Source organism: Paracoccaceae bacterium (assembly GCA_033344815.1).
Lineage (GTDB): Bacteria > Pseudomonadota > Alphaproteobacteria > Rhodobacterales > Rhodobacteraceae > Roseobacter.
In genome coordinates, this window is sequence record JAWPMR010000001.1 from 730605 (window position 1) to 746674 (window position 16070).

Annotated in this window: 10 protein-coding genes; 2 read left to right on the top strand and 8 right to left on the bottom strand. The window is 56.8% G+C overall.

All coding sequences use genetic code 11. The annotated features are described in order from the left end of the window. Positions 1-134 precede the first annotated feature (134 nt). Both mmsB and R8G34_03500 read left to right on the top strand, forming a co-directional pair. Complete coding sequence (mmsB, locus tag R8G34_03495) at positions 135-2060, top strand: 3-hydroxyisobutyrate dehydrogenase (protein MDW3221942.1); 1926 nt, start codon at positions 135-137, stop codon at positions 2058-2060. Positions 2061-2125: 65 nt separating this feature from the next. Continuing rightward, on the top strand, positions 2126-3469 hold the full coding sequence (locus tag R8G34_03500) for an MmgE/PrpD family protein (protein ID MDW3221943.1): 1344 nt from the start codon (positions 2126-2128) through the stop codon (positions 3467-3469). Between the two features lie 25 nt (positions 3470-3494). Here the strand turns inward: R8G34_03500 and uvrA are convergent, their stop codons facing one another. The 8 genes from uvrA to R8G34_03540 all read right to left on the bottom strand — a co-directional run bounded on the left by uvrA (position 3495) and on the right by R8G34_03540 (position 15951). Next, the gene (uvrA, locus tag R8G34_03505) at positions 3495-6356 is read right to left on the bottom strand and encodes an excinuclease ABC subunit UvrA (GenBank protein MDW3221944.1); all 2862 of its coding nucleotides are present in this window, start codon (positions 6354-6356) and stop codon (positions 3495-3497) included. 80 nt (positions 6357-6436) lie between these two features. Then, a complete protein-coding gene (locus tag R8G34_03510; protein MDW3221945.1) occupies positions 6437-7600 on the bottom strand; it encodes an MFS transporter in 1164 nt (387 codons plus the stop codon). Further along, on the bottom strand, positions 7590-7892 hold the full coding sequence (locus tag R8G34_03515; GenBank protein MDW3221946.1) for a hypothetical protein: 303 nt from the start codon (positions 7890-7892) through the stop codon (positions 7590-7592). The genes R8G34_03510 and R8G34_03515 overlap by 11 nt, the downstream gene beginning before the upstream one ends. Positions 7893-7962: 70 nt before the next feature. Continuing rightward, entirely contained in the window at positions 7963-9372 is a 1410-nt protein-coding gene (lpdA, locus tag R8G34_03520) for a dihydrolipoyl dehydrogenase (protein MDW3221947.1), read from the bottom strand. A gap of 134 nt (positions 9373-9506) precedes the next feature. Then, positions 9507-10091, bottom strand: coding sequence for a DUF924 family protein (locus tag R8G34_03525; GenBank protein MDW3221948.1), 585 nt, complete (start codon positions 10089-10091; stop codon positions 9507-9509). A 92-nt stretch (positions 10092-10183) separates the two neighbouring features. Next, positions 10184-11443, bottom strand: coding sequence for an MFS transporter (locus R8G34_03530; GenBank protein MDW3221949.1), 1260 nt, complete (start codon positions 11441-11443; stop codon positions 10184-10186). Between the two features lie 110 nt (positions 11444-11553). After that, entirely contained in the window at positions 11554-12603 is a 1050-nt protein-coding gene (gene queA, locus R8G34_03535; GenBank protein ID MDW3221950.1) for a tRNA preQ1(34) S-adenosylmethionine ribosyltransferase-isomerase QueA, read from the bottom strand. A gap of 9 nt (positions 12604-12612) precedes the next feature. Next, on the bottom strand, positions 12613-15951 hold the full coding sequence (locus R8G34_03540; GenBank protein MDW3221951.1) for an AsmA-like C-terminal region-containing protein: 3339 nt from the start codon (positions 15949-15951) through the stop codon (positions 12613-12615). Positions 15952-16070: the final 119 nt, after the last annotated feature.

The window sequence follows — 16070 nt, forward strand, 5'->3', positions numbered from 1 at the left end:
TGTTTTGAGTTCATTTCCCGAAGCCGGTCAGAGAATCAATCGAAGCTCCAAAGTCGGGCTGGAATGCGATGGGTCTTGAATGGCGCGCACAGCCAAGCAATACATCATCAAACAGTTTTGAAAGCCACCACTCCATGAACGATATTTTCATTCGCGTTGTCGGAGCGACCGGACGCATTACGCTTGCACGGCCCGCGGCATTAAATGCACTGACCTATAAAATGTGTCTTGATATTGAAACCGCCCTGGACAGTTGGCGCACCGATGCCAAGGTCGCGCAGGTTATCTTTGACGCTGAAGGAGACCGCGCATTTTGTTCGGGCGGGGATATCGCTGAGTTGTACGCCACCGGCACCCGCAATGATTATGCTTACGGGCAAAAATTCTGGGCTGATGAATACAGGTTGAACGCGAAGATCTTTGAGTACCCAAAACCGGTCATTTCGTTTCTTCAGGGTTTTACGATGGGTGGCGGCGTCGGGATCGGGTGTCACGGATCGCACCGTATTGTCGGTGAAACCAGTCAGATCGCAATGCCAGAATGCGGAATCGGACTGGTTCCTGATGTCGGTGGATCGCTGATGCTCGCACTGGCCCCAGGACGCATAGGGGAATATCTGGCCATTACGGCGACGCGGATGACCGCCGCTGATGCCATTCTGGCCGGTTTCGCGGATTATTTCATCCCGGAACAGCAGTGGCCTGATCTGATTGCGCAGCTTGAAGCTGGTGCAACACCTGATGTTCTGGATGCGGCGGCAGAAACCGCGCCTGAGGGCGCGTTATCCCGAATGAGGCCCGACATCGACCGTCACTTTGGCGGTGAAACCCTGAGCGACATTCTCAGCAGCTTGAAAGGCGAACAAACTGACTTTGCCGCGCAAGCGCGCGAGAAGCTCAGCCGTAACAGCCCGCTTTCCATGGCTTGCGCGATAGAGATGATCCACAGGCTGCGCGGACCTTCGATCAACATCGCAAAGGCATTGGACCTTGAACATCGCTTTACTTTCCGCGCCATGGAGCATGGTGATTTTCTCGAAGGCATACGCGCCGCGATTATCGACAAGGATCGCAAACCGAACTGGCAGTTTGCAGATCAGAAGGTCCCGGCGGCAGCGGTCAGCAAAATGCTCATGCCGCTGGGGAAAAGCGCATTGAAACTGGAGGAAAAGCACATGGATACGATCAAGGTGGGATTCATAGGGTTGGGCAATATGGGCGCGCCAATGGCGGCCAACCTCGCTGCGGCCGGATGTCAGGTGACGGGCTTTGACACCGCCAACACCACGGCGGAAGGGGTTGCAGTGGTGTCAAACCCCGCCGAGGCCGCCAAGGGTGCCGATGTTCTCATCACGATGTTGCCAAATGGCGATATCCTCAGACAGGTCGCGGCCGACGTGTTACCGGCTCTGCCAAAAGGTGCGTTGCTCCTCGATTGTTCCACCGTTGATGTGGAAAGCGCACGGGATGTTGCCTCGCAGGCAGCGTTCATGGGCTTGCAGTTCGTTGACGCCCCCGTCTCTGGTGGCATTGGGGGGGCCGCTGCGGGGACATTGACCTTCATGGCAGGGGGCACGAAGGCAGCTTTTGCCAAGGCCAGCCCTCTTTTTGACATCATGGGGCAAAAGGCGGTGCATTGCGGCGAGGCCGGTGCAGGGCAAGCAGCGAAGATCTGCAACAACATGATCCTGGGTGCGACTATGGTTGCGACCTGCGAAGCCTTTGCCTTGGCCGATAAACTGGGACTGGATCGACAGAAAATGTTCGATGTGGTCAGCACCTCGTCCGGTTACAGCTGGTCGATGAATGCTTACTGTCCTGCCCCCGGTATCGGCCCGCAAAGCCCTGCGGATAATGACTACACGCCGGGTTTCGCCGCCGAACTGATGGTAAAGGACCTTGGCCTGTCCCAACAGGCCGCGATGGGCGTGGATGCAGACACGCCCATGGGCGCACTGGCGCTCGCGCTCTACAAGAAGTTTGTTGAGGAAGAGGACGGCCTTGGTAAGGATTTCTCGGCAATGCTGCCGCGTTTTTCAGGGCGTGGCAGGTCACGCTAGGTCGCAAACAGACCGTCCAAGGGATGTGATGCCATTAAGGTCATAGAAAACCAAGGTGCCCTCATATGAGCCCGACTTTTGAAGATTTCGCCGCGCGCCTGACCTATGCAGACCTGCCGCACCCGGTCTTGCGCGTTTTGAGGCGGTCTTTTCTGGACACGATGGGCGTGGCGGCAGTCGCGTCAACCACATCCATGGCCGCGATCGCGCGAGATGCTTCAGAGGCACTGTTCGGGATCGGAACCGCGGGCGGGAGCCGTATCCTGATGCATGGCGGTCGCGTCAGCCCGGCAGGTGCCGCGATGGCCGGCGCCTTTACCGTTGACAGCGTGGATGCTCACGATGGGACATCGCCCTGCAAAGGCCATGCCGGTTCCGCTGTATTCCCGGCTTTGCTGGCAATGGCGGACGCAAAACAGGATTTTGCAGGGCGCGACTTTGCGGTTCTTCTCGCCATTGCCTATGAGGTCAGTTATCGCGCCGGTCTTGCCCAGCACGACAGCTGTTCGGACTACCACACATCCGGTGCCTGGACGGCTGTTGGTGTCGCCACCGCCTGCGCGCGCGCGCTTGACTGTTCTCCAGACCAGATCCGACATGCGGCGGGCATAGGCGAATATCATGGTCCCCGCAGCCAGATGATGCGTTGCATCGATCATCCGACGATGCTGCGTGATGGAGTGGGCTGGGGCGCTCCGTCTGGTGTCACGGCGGCCTATCTAGCGCAAAAAGGGTTCACCGGCGCCCCTGCCCTCACCTGCGAAGCGGCGGCTGACTTTTGGGATGATCTGGGTGAGGTGTGGCGACTTGTTGAAGATACCCATTACAAACCTTACCCCTGCTGCCGTTGGGCGCACCCGGCAATGGATGCCGCCCAAGATTTAATGCGCGAACACAAGTTGTACCACGCGCAAATCGACCAAATCGAAATCCGCACCTTCCATAACGCAACGCGGCTGGCAGGCCACCGCCCTGCAACGCCCGATGAGTTTGCCTATTCAATTGCGTTTCCCGTGGCGACAATGATTGTACGCGGACAGGTTGGTGTGTCAGAGCTTGCAGAGTCGACCCTGCGCGACGCCGATATTTTGCGCCTGAGCACAGCCACGCAACTGGTCGATGATCCGCATTTCACCAAGATCAGCGATGGTAAGAGATGGGCGCAGGTTACACTGTCCTTGAAAGACGGCCGCAGGGTGACCTCCGCGCCACGTACCCCCAGAGGGGACACGGATCTGCCGCTTTCGGATCTTGAGATTTCGGAAAAATTTCACCTCTTTGCCGACCCAGTTTTGGGAGCGACGCGCGCCAATGAAATCGAAACACTGACGAACGCCTTTGATACCCTGGAGCCGGACGGGTTCAGACGGCTGATGGATCTGTGTCTGAGCGCGCCAGACAGTGCCTGACGGTTCGCCTTCAAAAAGCTTTGTGCTATTCTGCCGCGACCCGTTTGGTATGATTGAGCATCGGCTTCAGATATTTTCCGGTATAGCTGTCGCCCGCCTCGGCTACCTTTTCAGGCGTCCCAGTGGCCACAATACGCCCCCCACCATCGCCACCTTCGGGACCAATATCAATGATGTGATCGGCTGTTTTCACCACATCGAGATTGTGTTCGATGACGATGACTGAATTTCCCTGATCCACCAGCTCATGCAGCACTTCGAGCAGCTTGCGCACGTCCTCAAAATGCAGACCCGTGGTGGGTTCATCAAGGATATATAGCGTGCGCCCGGTTGAACGTTTGCTGAGTTCCTTTGAAAGCTTGACCCGCTGCGCCTCACCACCCGACAGTGTGGTCGCCTGCTGCCCGACCTTGATGTAGCCCAGACCAACCCGCATCAGCGCGTCCATTTTTTCGCGGATCGACGGCACCGCCTGAAAGAACGTCTGTGCGTCTTCAACTGTCATATCAAGAATATCGGCTATGCTCTTGCCTTTAAAGGTAACTTCCAGAGTTTCGCGGTTATAACGCTTGCCTTTGCAGGTTTCACATTCAACGTAGACGTCGGGCAGGAAATGCATCTCGATCTTGATGACACCGTCGCCCTGACAGGCCTCACATCGCCCGCCTTTGACGTTGAACGAGAACCGTCCAGGCTTATACCCGCGCGCCTTCGCCTCGGGCAATCCAGCAAACCAGTCGCGGATCGGGGTAAAAGCACCGGTGTAGGTGGCCGGGTTGGAGCGCGGCGTGCGCCCGATGGGGCGCTGGTCAATATCGATCACCTTGTCCAAATGCTCCAGCCCTTTGATGGTCTCACAGGGGGCTGGCGTCTGGCGCGCGCCGTTCAATTGCATCGACGCAGTTTTGAACAGAGTCTCAATGGTTAAGGTGGATTTACCGCCCCCAGAAACCCCGGTCACGCAGACAAATTTCCCCAGCGGATAGTCGACGGTCACATTTTGCAGATTGTTTCCAGTGGCTTTGACCACCTGCAGTTTCTTTTTGTTCCCCTTCCGACGCGTCGCGGGGATCGCAATTTCGCGCTTGCCTGTCAGATATTGCCCCGTGATCGACGTGGGATCATGCGCCACCACGTCCGGCGCACCGTGGCTGACAACCTGTCCGCCGTGGATACCCGCCCCCGGCCCGATGTCGAAGACATAGTCCGCCTCGCGAATGGCCTCCTCGTCGTGCTCAACCACGATTACGGTATTGCCTTGATCACGCAGGTTTTTAAGCGTCAGCAACAAACGGTCATTGTCCCGCTGGTGCAACCCGATGGAGGGCTCATCGAGCACATAAAGGACGCCCGTCAAACCGGATCCAATTTGGCTCGCCAACCGGATACGCTGGCTTTCGCCGCCCGAAAGCGTGCCGGAATTGCGGCTGAGAGTCAGGTATTCGAGGCCCACGTTGTTGAGAAACCCGAGCCGCTCGCGAATTTCCTTGAGGATGGCGCGCGCAATTTCATTTTTCTGGTTGGTGAGGTTTTCAGGTACAGTTTGGCACCAATCGTACGCCTCTCGGATCGACATCTGTACGACTTCGCCCACATGCAGGCCCGCGATCTTGACCGCCAGTGCCTCTTGCCGCAGCCTGAACCCGCCGCAGGTGCCGCAGGATCTGTTGTTCTGATAGCGCTCGAATTCCTCGCGGATCCAATTGCTGTCTGTCTCGCGGTAGCGGCGTTCCATATTGGGGATTACGCCCTCGAAAACGCGGGTCACCTGATAGACCCGACCACCTTCATCATAGCGAAACGGAATCTCTTCCTTGCCGGACCCGTATAAAAAAACCTTCTGTACATTCTCAGGCAGGTCTTTCCACTTGTCGGTCTGCTTGAACTTGTAGTGCTTCGCAATTGCTTCAATGGTTTGCAGGAAATACGGACTTTTCCCTTTGCGCCAAGGCGCCAACGCCCCGTCATAGATTTTGAGGTTCTGATCGGGCACCACAAGACGTTCATCAAAGAACAGCTCGACGCCAAGCCCATCGCATTCCGGGCAGGCTCCGAAAGGCGCATTGAACGAAAACAGCCGTGGTTCAATTTCGGGTATGGTGAAACCGCTCACCGGGCAGGCGAATTTTTCCGAGAATGTCGTGCGTTCCGGCTCGCCCTCACTTGGGGCCGTTTCAAGCACCGCAATGCCATCCGCCAGATCAAGAGCTGTGCGCAGACTGTCCGCCAACCGCGTTTCTAATCCCTCGCGCACGACGATGCGGTCAACCACCACATCGATGTCATGGCGAAATTTCTTGTCCAGCGTAGGCGGTTCGTCCAATTCGTAAAATTGCCCGTCGACTTTGACGCGCTGGAAGCCCTGTTTGCGCAGTTCCAGAAATTCTTTACGGTATTCGCCTTTACGATCCCGGATGATCGGGGCCAGCAAATAGGCGCGGGTCCCCTCCTCCATTTTCATCACGCGGTCGACCATATCCTGTACTTGCTGTGCCTCGATGGGTTTACCAGTGGCCGGGGAATAAGGCGTCCCCACGCGGGCAAACAGCAAACGCATGTAGTCGTAAATCTCGGTGACCGTGCCGACAGTGGAGCGCGGATTTTTCGACGTGGTCTTTTGCTCAATCGAAATCGCCGGGGACAGACCGGAAATATGATCCACGTCCGGTTTCTGCATCATATCGAGGAACTGGCGTGCATAGGCGGAAAGCGATTCGACATAGCGACGCTGGCCTTCGGCATAAATGGTGTCAAAGGCGAGAGAGGATTTGCCGGACCCGGAAAGCCCCGTAATCACAACGAGTTGGTCACGCGGAATATCCACATCGATATTCTTGAGATTGTGTTCGCGCGCGCCGCGCACTTCGATATGTTTTAACTCGGCCATTAGGCACCCCCGTGTGACGCTTTAGACATAGGGGGATTGGCCGGAAACTCCAATGGAAAAGTGAGAACAAAAGGTAAACTTCAAGCGCGAACGCGCCGTCGTGCCAGCGCCAGATGCGCGCAGCCGCCCAAAATAAATGCAAACCCCGCCAAAACAGGCAAAGCGGCATAGCCCATGGCACCAACCGCCACCGCCATCACAGGGGTTCCCATTGTGTTTCCAACATTGCCCATTTGCGCCATCGCCCCATTGGCCTGCGCCTGGGTCGCCGGGGTTTTATTGAGCTGTGGGACGGCAGCAAAACTTGCCCCCTGAATGAGGCCCATGGCAGCGGCGAGGCTGAGACAGCCCACAGGATCACCAGGTACACTCCATAACCAGAAAATACTGAGGGCGCTGCCCGCAAAACCCATCAGAATCACGGTGACTGCCGACACCCTTTTCAACAGAGCCACGCCTAACGTCATTGAGGAGGCAATGCTCATCAGCGGCATGGCCCCCATCACCAGCGCCCGCAATTCGGGATCAAGAAATGGCGGCAGAACAGTCAGGATCGAGACAAAACAAAAGGTATAAAACAGCCATCCGACCGCCGGCGCGGAAATGGAAGGTGAGCGATAGATCACCAGATGGTCGCGCAGGATCTTGGCCATCGACAGCGGCGGCACCGGGTTGTCGATGCGCAAGGTCTTCAAGCGGGCCCCGAGGTAAAGCGCGAATCCGGCCATGTAAATCGCATGTGCCATCAGCAGAGCGGGCACTCCCTGCCAGGCCACCAGCGGCAATCCAGCCCAGGCAAGGATGGTGAAGGCCACGCCAAAGAATGTGCCCCAGAGCGTGAGCGCAAGGCCCCGGTCTTTGGGCGCGCAAAGTTGCGCGATCAGGGTTGGCGCTGCCACAACGATGGCCAGATGCGACAGGCCTTCAAGCGCCCGGCTGGCCAGCATCAATGGGAGCGGCGGCAAAAATGCTTGAAACACGGATATGGCTGCCCCGATCCAGAGCGCCAGCAGCAAGGCGCGGCGATATCGCACGCGCGCCACCAACAGACCCGCCGCGACGCCAAAAATAATTCCGAGCATGCCAACAATTGACACCACCAAGCCCAAAGAGGCACCCGCATCAGGGTAAATTGCGGGTAATTGATCAAAAATAGCGCTGAACTTGCCGTATTGCGCCGCAGCGCCGAGGCCCGCCCCCCAGAGCGCGACAATTAAAAACCAGTCTGATTTTTCACGGTTCATCAGCAATCTGCTGCTTCTTTGTATTGTTGGTACGGAGGCTGCGGACAAACACAGCCGTCGGGCGGGGCGGCACCAGGATCGCCAGCGTAAGGAAGATCCAGATCACCTGATAGAACTTGGACCACGGGCGCGAGACCCAGTGGGTGTTTTCGAGCAATGCGCTGGTTTCCGCCGCGTATGATCTTGGCACGGCGATGATAACCCCGCCCACAGCGACGGTATGTTGCGGATAAAGTCCGGTGAAATATTCACCATTGGCGAAAACCGGTATGCGCCGCCAAGCCGTAGACATAAGCAACGTCGACAAGGCTGGACCGGTCGGAAGACGTCAAGAGGACCGGGCCTCTTGATCGGTTGACGGGCTACATATGAATGACGCGGTCATAGGCATCCAACACACTTTCATGCATCATTTCCGATAGCGTGGGGTGCGGGAAAACCGTGTTCATCAGGTCTTCTTCGGTGGTTTCCAACTGGCGGCCGACCACATAGCCCTGGATCAGTTCGGTCACCTCAGCGCCCACCATATGAGCGCCCAGCAATTCGCCGGTTTTGGCGTCAAAGATGGTTTTGATCATGCCCTCGGGTTCGCCCAATGCGATGGCCTTGCCATTGCCGATGAAAGGGAAGCGCCCGACTTTGATCTCATAGCCCAATTCCTTGGCCTTGGCTTCGGAGTAACCGACCGAGGCGACCTGCGGATGACAATAAGTACAGCCCGCGATGGTTTCGGGTTTCACCGGATGGGCGTGTTTGCCAGCGATCAGATCCGCGACCATTACGCCCTCATGGCTTGCCTTATGCGCCAACCACGGCGCGCCTGCGATATCGCCAATGGCATACAACCCGTCCACGCCGGTGCGACAGTATTCATCTGTCACAACATGTGTGCGGTCCACCTTGACGCCCAGGGCCTCAAGCCCCAGCCCTTCGGTATTGCCAACGATCCCGACGGCGGAAATCACCGTATCAAAATCGTGTTTTTCGACTTTGCCGCCCACTTCAATATGTGCGGTGACCTTGCCGCCACCGCCTTTTTTCGGATCACGATCAAGCTGTTTGACCATGGCTTTTTGCATGATCTTCATGCCCTGCTTTTCGAAGGCTTTCTTGGCAAAGGCTGAAATCTCGGCGTCTTCAACTGGCAGGACGCGATCCATGACCTCGACCACAGTCGTATCCGCGCCCAGTGTATTGTAGAAGCTGGCAAACTCGATCCCAATCGCCCCGGATCCAATCACAAGCAGCTTTTTCGGCATATGCTTGGGCTCAAGAGCGTGTTTGTAGGTCCAGACAAGGTCGCCATCTGCCTCGAGGCCAGGCAGTGTACGCGCCCGCGCGCCTGTCGCCAGCACGATGTTCTTGGCTGTCAGATCCTCAGATCCCTTGTCGGTTTTCACTGCGACTTTGCCCTTGGCGGGAATCGACGCCTCGCCCATGAAAACGGTCACCTTGTTTTTCTTCATCAGATGACCGATGCCGCCGGAAAGCTGTCCCGCGACTTTGCGCGAGCGTTTGACCACAGCATCAAGATCGTACCCGATATTGTCAGCTTTTAGCCCGAACTCCTTGGCCCGGTGCATCAGATGAAACACTTCAGACGACCGCAGCATGGCCTTCGTGGGAATACAGCCCCAGTTCAGACAAATCCCGCCCAGATGTTCGCGTTCAATGATGGCTACGGACATCCCTAACTGCGCACCACGTATGGCGGCGACATATCCGCCGGGACCTGCCCCAATCACAATAAGATCAAAGGATTTCGCAGCCATTACATGTCCTCGCTGATGGGAATTCCACAATATAGTTCACCGTTAAACTATATTTCAGCGCGCAGCAACCGCAGGGATCACGCGACAAATGGCCACTCAATCAGGTGAAACATGCTCCACGCACAGGAGCGGTTTTATGCAGCCTTATCCGCCTGCAAGCTGCGGATCATGTCACCATATCCACCGCGCGCGACGAACTCGGCCTCCGGACCTGTCAACGTGCGGCCCATGGCATCATTGCGGAACGGAAACCGGCCATATTCCCGGATCACAGCGCGATGTGCCCGTGCATGCAACAGGTTCTCAGCCCCATGCACCGGCATACGCTCGCACATCAGGCGCACACAGCGTTCCTGATCACAGAGATTTTCCGAATGCATAAGCGGAAGATAGAAAAACTGGCGCGCCGGTTCGTCAATGCGCATATCCCATCGCTTGTCGATGGCAGATTTTGCAGCCGCCAAAGCCACTTTGTCGCTGGAAAATGCCTGTGACGTGCCACGGAACATATTGCGCGGAAACTGGTCCATCAAAATGATGTAGGCCAAAGCACCGGTGGGATATGTCAGCCAGAGCGAAAACTTGCCCTGAAGCGCGCCCTGCCATGTGGGCTCGAACCGTTTGCGCATCGCGCTGTCGGTTGCGTCAACTTGTTTGTACCATCCGTCCGGACCGATATCATCCAGCCAAAAGCTCAGGATTTCTGCGGGGCCAACCATTAAACCGTCTCCAATTAATCATACTACTATGCAGTAGCGTACGTTCTGTTTCAGTCAATTTCATAGTCACATTTTGCATCATTACGACACATTCAACTGCTACTTGTGCTGTTTTCGTCGCTTAATTCACTCTCAATGGCGTATTCTTGCGCATATTCTAAAACAATGGGTGTCGAGGACGGCGTAACGGCCACGTAAGCCCCGGTTTCTTCCACGGTTCTGCCGACGGTCGAACGATACCCCGCATAAGCAACCAGCATCGCGAACAGCACCCCGGTGAACAGGTAAAATCCACCCGGACCAACCGAGTCCATCATATAGCCGGTAATGATCGGCCCCATGATGGCCCCCAAACCATTAATGAAGATCAACCCACCAGACGCCGCAGCCATGTCTTCATGTTCCAGAAAATCATTGGTGTGCGCGATCAACAGCGAATAAAGCGGGTTTGACATGCCCCCGACCAAAAAAGCAGAGGCCAGCAACATGCTGAATTGCGCGCCCAACACCATCCCCAAGACAGAACCTGCCACCCCCACCGCTGAAACGACCAGAATGAGGAAACGGCGGTCCATTCGGTCCGAAATCCATCCAATGGGGTATTGCAAAACGACTGCGCCGACAAAAAACGTCGCCACAAAGGTCGAAATCTGAGCAACCGACAATCCGGCCTTGGCTCCATAAACTGGCGCCATCCCGAATTGCGCCGAAAAGACCCCGCCCAAAAGAAACATGCCAACACACCCAAGTGGCGAAAAGCCTGCGAGTTGCCTCAGACTCATCGGCTTTGTGCTATCAAATGCAGGTGTCGGGCTGATGGACAGCAATATTGGCGTAACAGCGATGGAGACCAGCACCGAAGGAATGACAAACAAAACATAGCCCGAAGGGTCCGCTGTCAGCAGCAACGCCTGACTGAGAACAATGCCTGCGGTTTGAACGATCATGTATAGCGACAGCGCCTGCCCCCGGTTTTCGTTTGTCGCAGAATTATTGAGCCAGCTTTCTGCCGTGACATAGACCGCCGAGAAACAGAAGCCGATCAAAACGCGGCCCAATGTCCATACCCAGACCTCTGCAAAGGTCGGATAGAGGATCATCACGGCCGAGATCAAAGAGGCCAAGGCGGCAAAGACACGAACATGGCCCACCCGGCGGATCATGCCCGGCGCCATGCGCGAGCCCCCCAGAAAACCAGCGAAATAGGCCGACATGACAATCGACATCTCTAACGTGGAGAACCCTTCGATTTCACCGCGAATACCGAGCAATGTGCCCTGCATCCCATTGCCGACCATCAGGAGCGACATCCCCAGCAATAGCGCCCAAGCGCTAGATAATACCTGCAGCATTTGGATCTCCGTCTCATCGTATCAGAGGCTGTCCTCCTTTCCATGCAGGAAGCGAAAAGGCAGGTCAGTCTCATGTGCGACTTTGCAGGTCGCTTTGCGCCCTCAGCGTGTCATTTCGGGAAAAGAAGCGATGCGTCTCCATAGGAAAAGAAACGGTACGCGTCATTGATGGCGTGTTCGTAAATGTCGCGCACGGTGTCCTGCCCCATCAATGCGGACACCAGCATCATCAACGTCGATTTGGGCAGATGAAAGTTTGTCATCAAGGCATCCGTGACCTGAAATGCGAAGCCCGGGTAGATAAAGATATCGGTATCCCCTTCCCAGCTTTTGATCTGCCCGCTGCGTGCAGCCGTTTCAATCAGGCGCAAAGCTGTTGTTCCAACCGGGATGATCCGCCCGCCTGCGCGTTTCGTGTCGGTGATCTCGGCGGCGGTTTGTGCGCTGACCTGCCCCCACTCTGAGTGCATTTTATGCGCTCTCACATCATCCACCTTCACCGGGAGAAACGTCCCCGCACCGACATGCAATGTGACGTAACTGAATTCCACGCCCAGATCTGCCAATGCCGCAAGCAGCGCAGCATCAAAGTGAAGTGAGGCAGTTGGGGCAGCAACAGCGCCTTTGTTACGGGCGAAAACCGTCTGATAATCCTCTTTATCTTGCGCATCCGCCGGGCGTTTGGCCGCGATATAGGGCGGCAGCGGCATGGCCCCTGCCGCATTCAGCGCGGCATCAAAGTCATCCCCTGTGAGATTGAACTCAAGATGTCCCTGCCCGTCTTCGACACCGCGTAATGTGGCGCTCAGATCATCACTGAAAATCACCTCTTCGCCCGGCTTCAATTTTTTCAGCGGCTTGATCAATGCTGCCCATGTGCCATCACTGCGAGGTTGCAAGAGCGTGACTTCGATGCGGGCTTGTGTGTCACCCTGAGCGCTGTGCCGGCGGCGCACCCCGCTCAGACGTGCTGGTATGACTTTGGTATCATTCAGGATCAAGCGATCACCCGCGTTCAGAAAACGGGCCAGATCTGATACCACCGTGTCCGTGATCAGGTTCCCTTGCGCAACCAGCAGGCGCGCTGAAGTGCGCGGCACGGCAGGTCGCGTTGCAATCAGGTTTTCGGGCAGGTCAAAATCAAAGTCGCTGAGTTTCATGGCGGCGCTCTAGCGATCTTCCCCGCGGGTTACAACGGGTCGTTTGCGTTCAATGACAGGCGGCGGCGTTTCGCCTTCTTCAAGCGGCACACCGGGCTTGGGCGCGCGAAACAAATCGCGGATGCCGCCCGGCGTCAGCGCGGTTAACGGGTTCACGAAAACTTCCGGATTCTGTGCCGTTCCCGTGAGGGAATAGTTGAACGCAAACAACCCTTCGCCTTTGCGGGTAAAAACGCTGCCGATGCTGTTGAGAATATAGACGGGCGTGATGACCCCCTGCATCTGCAGTTGCCCCGTGTCCAGCCCATATACGCCATCCATCGAAATCCCCATGGAAGGACCAACAGCACTTGCCTCTCGCAGTGTGATCCGCGCAGGTGCGAGGCGGAAATCAGCGTTCACTTCGGAGAAATAGAGGCTGCTGCCACCTTCGGCATTGAAAAGACCAACGATGCTGACGGCATTCAGCAAAGCCGCAGTGGCTGGAGCATCCACTACACTGGTTTCCAAAACGCGTAACTTGCCATCAAAGGCACCGTCGCGTCCTACGGGCAAGAGTACGAGTTCAAACTTGCCACCTCTCACCTGTTGCAGCAGTTTTGCCGATGAAAACACAGCACCAGCATCATTGGCCGTCAACCGGATCGCGCTCCGCCCCCCTTGTGGCACCATGCGCCCATTCACCACAGCCCCGCCGTTGATCTTGCCAGTGAAAGTGCCGTCCAATCCGGCTCCGGTGGTGAATTCGCCACGGATGTCCTGGATCGCAATCGTATCGGACACCTGCAACCGGTCCAGCGCGACAGTGAGCGGTGTCTGATCCCCTGACGTGGCATTTTCGGGGATATCTGCACGGCGTAAATCCAGCGTGCCGCCCCGCAACACGACGCCGACAGGCGCACCCGGGCCGCGCCCCACAAGATCGACGGTTGCATCCAGCCAATCCGACACCCGCACCTTGGACAGACGCACGCGGTCAAGCTGTCCCGCCCCTGACAGAACAATATCTCCACGCGCTGTCAGGCCGGGGGCGTCCAGAGACAGGCTCTGCACGGTTGGCACATCACTGAGTGTTGCAGACAGTCTGAAATCTGCTGCTGTGTCTGCACGCTTGGACCAGCCAATGGGTGGTATCGACAAGGTGACGCCCATCAAATCAGACGTCAGGTCAAGTTCGGGTGGCTCATCCTTGGCGAGAGCCACGACCACATCCGCCTTGCCAAGTCCGCGCACGTATTCCGGCGGCAATCCGATCTTGAGGGTTTCAAGGGCTTCGGGTGAGATATCGATCTGCCCCGTCACGGTGCCCGGTATGCCCGGTGTTCCAAGCGGCTGTTCCCACATCACGTCAAATGGCACGCCATCCAGATCGCCTGCCCCCTCCAGCGTAACAACCTCATCCGAGGCGATCAAAGACAATAGCGGCGCGCTCAGCACGCGATCCTTGATCAGACTTGTGCTGCGCACCGATGAGACCTGACCTGTGACGTGGAAATCGACTTCTTCCACCTGCGCTTTTTTCTTGAGAGGCAAAGCAAGTGTTCCAACAATTTTCGCATCCCCCTGCGCGATGGAGACCGGCTGCCCTGCTTTGCGCATCACCTCAAGCGGCGGTTGATCCAGCAGAGACAAGGCCGCTGTCACAGAAGACTGCGTCAGCAGCCTCACGACAGCGGGTGTGTCTTCCTTGGCTTTGGTGTCCGGGATAATGAACGAAGTTCCAGCCAGATCAACGTAGCCCCCCTCGGGCGCGTCGACCCCGCCCTGATCAACGCTCAGAACGAAACGGTTCTTGAGGATCGAAGCATGTCCCCGCGCGCCTCGGATCCATGGCATGCCCTTGAGAAATTGAACATCTGCACCTGAGAAATCAAATCCGAGGAAGGTTTCAGGTTCAGATCCTGCACGCCATCTGAGGGCTGCGCTGACATCGTGAAGGGATCCGGCAAAGAGGTTCTCGCTCAGCCAGTTACGCGTTTTTGGCTTCACCGCGACGGGCCAAAGCTCCATCAAGCGTGGTAACTCAAATCGATCTGCCTGCGCATCCACGGCGATGTCCCAGCCATTACTATCCGCCTTGACGGTGCCGTTGGCAGCCAACCGCCGGCCCTGGTCGATGATTTGCAAACGACCCAATTGCAGACGAAAGGGCCGCGGTGTCAGGCGAAAATCAAGCTCTGCTTCAGCCACTGACACCGGCGTTTCATAGTAATCCAATGGGTTGATTCTAAGATCGGTCAGCCGCAATTGCCCCACCAAATCCTCAATTCGCCCCGCGCCGTCATCTGCCAGAGACGCATGGCCCTCCAAGCTTCCGCTGACCCATTTGCTGTCCACGGAAAGTTCATCAAAACGCAGGTTCCGCGTACTTGGAACATAACTGAAATAGCTGCGCGCGCTGTTTATCGGGATCGCGGTTGTTTCCGGGGTTGGTTGAATTACACCCGAACCAATCCGAAATGTCGCGTTCAGGGGCTCAAAAGTGCCGTTCGCAGTCATCCCGCCACGCAAGGATCCGGAAATGGGTGCCCTCAGTCCGCGCAGCCAGCCAAAAGCAGGCCCCTGCACTGCAACATCGCCTGCATCCACATTGGCAAAGGTCACGCCAAAGTCCGAGGCTGTTTCGCCAATGCGCCCGGCGTAATTGGCGGCAACTGTTGCAACGTCCGCCCCGCCCCCCAAAACCGCGAGATCGACTGCCAGTCGGAGCGTTTCGCCATTTCGAACAAGGCTCAAGTGGCCGCCGTCAATGGTCCAGGCACGGTTGGCGCGCTCATCCTCGTAGCGAAGTGTTAGTGCATATAGATTGGCCTCACGTAGACGGGCCAGCCCCGGGCGCAGCAACAATTCATCTAGATCGGACACCAACTGCACCAGATTGGGTGCTTCACGGCGCGGCGGTGATGCACCGATACCGGACGACAGTGCGATGCCACCCTCCTGACTGCGGCGAAGGTTCAGAAACACGCCACTCAGATCAATTGTCTTCAATTCCAACCGACCTCGGGACAGCCCCTTGAGAGAAAGGCTCGCCCTTACCTCGGAAAAGGTCACGATTTCTCCGCCTTTGGGCGTTGTGGCACGCACATTGCGTACGCTTGCACGCGGTCGCCATGTTTCATCGACGATCAGAACCATATCGCCGTAAGTGATTATGGCTTCTGGAACGGCTGCGGCGAGGCGTGCATCAATCTGCGCGCGGGCCCACGCCGGCACTACTAATTCGCGATCCTTTACCCACAACAGACCAGCACCTGCGCCTATGAGCAACAGACCCAGCAACAGCCAAACCGCAAGAGCCGCTTTTTTGCGGCGCGGCTTGGCGGGATCAGGAGCTGCGGGTTCCAAAACGAGGTACGGCTTCTTGAGTTGTGAAAATCGATTGGCGAAACTTGCGCGCGGGCCTTCCCTATGGCTTGCACGGCTCTACTATGTCATTGCAGCACAAACTTTAAAACCGAAGAGAG

Bases quoted from the DNA above. Each gene is read 5' to 3' on its own strand.
- uvrA (MDW3221944.1), bottom strand. From the start codon at position 6,356: ATGGCCGAGTTAAAACATATCGAAGTGCGCGGCGCGCGCGAACACAAT.
- lpdA (MDW3221947.1), bottom strand. From the start codon at position 9,372: ATGGCTGCGAAATCCTTTGATCTTATTGTGATTGGGGCAGGTCCCGGC.
- R8G34_03530 (MDW3221949.1), bottom strand. From the start codon at position 11,443: ATGCTGCAGGTATTATCTAGCGCTTGGGCGCTATTGCTGGGGATGTCG.
- R8G34_03515 (MDW3221946.1), bottom strand. From the start codon at position 7,892: ATGTCTACGGCTTGGCGGCGCATACCGGTTTTCGCCAATGGTGAATAT.
- queA (MDW3221950.1), bottom strand. From the start codon at position 12,603: ATGAAACTCAGCGACTTTGATTTTGACCTGCCCGAAAACCTGATTGCA.
- R8G34_03500 (MDW3221943.1), top strand. From the start codon at position 2,126: ATGAGCCCGACTTTTGAAGATTTCGCCGCGCGCCTGACCTATGCAGAC.
- mmsB (MDW3221942.1), top strand. From the start codon at position 135: ATGAACGATATTTTCATTCGCGTTGTCGGAGCGACCGGACGCATTACG.
- R8G34_03525 (MDW3221948.1), bottom strand. From the start codon at position 10,091: ATGGTTGGCCCCGCAGAAATCCTGAGCTTTTGGCTGGATGATATCGGT.
- R8G34_03510 (MDW3221945.1), bottom strand. From the start codon at position 7,600: ATGAACCGTGAAAAATCAGACTGGTTTTTAATTGTCGCGCTCTGGGGG.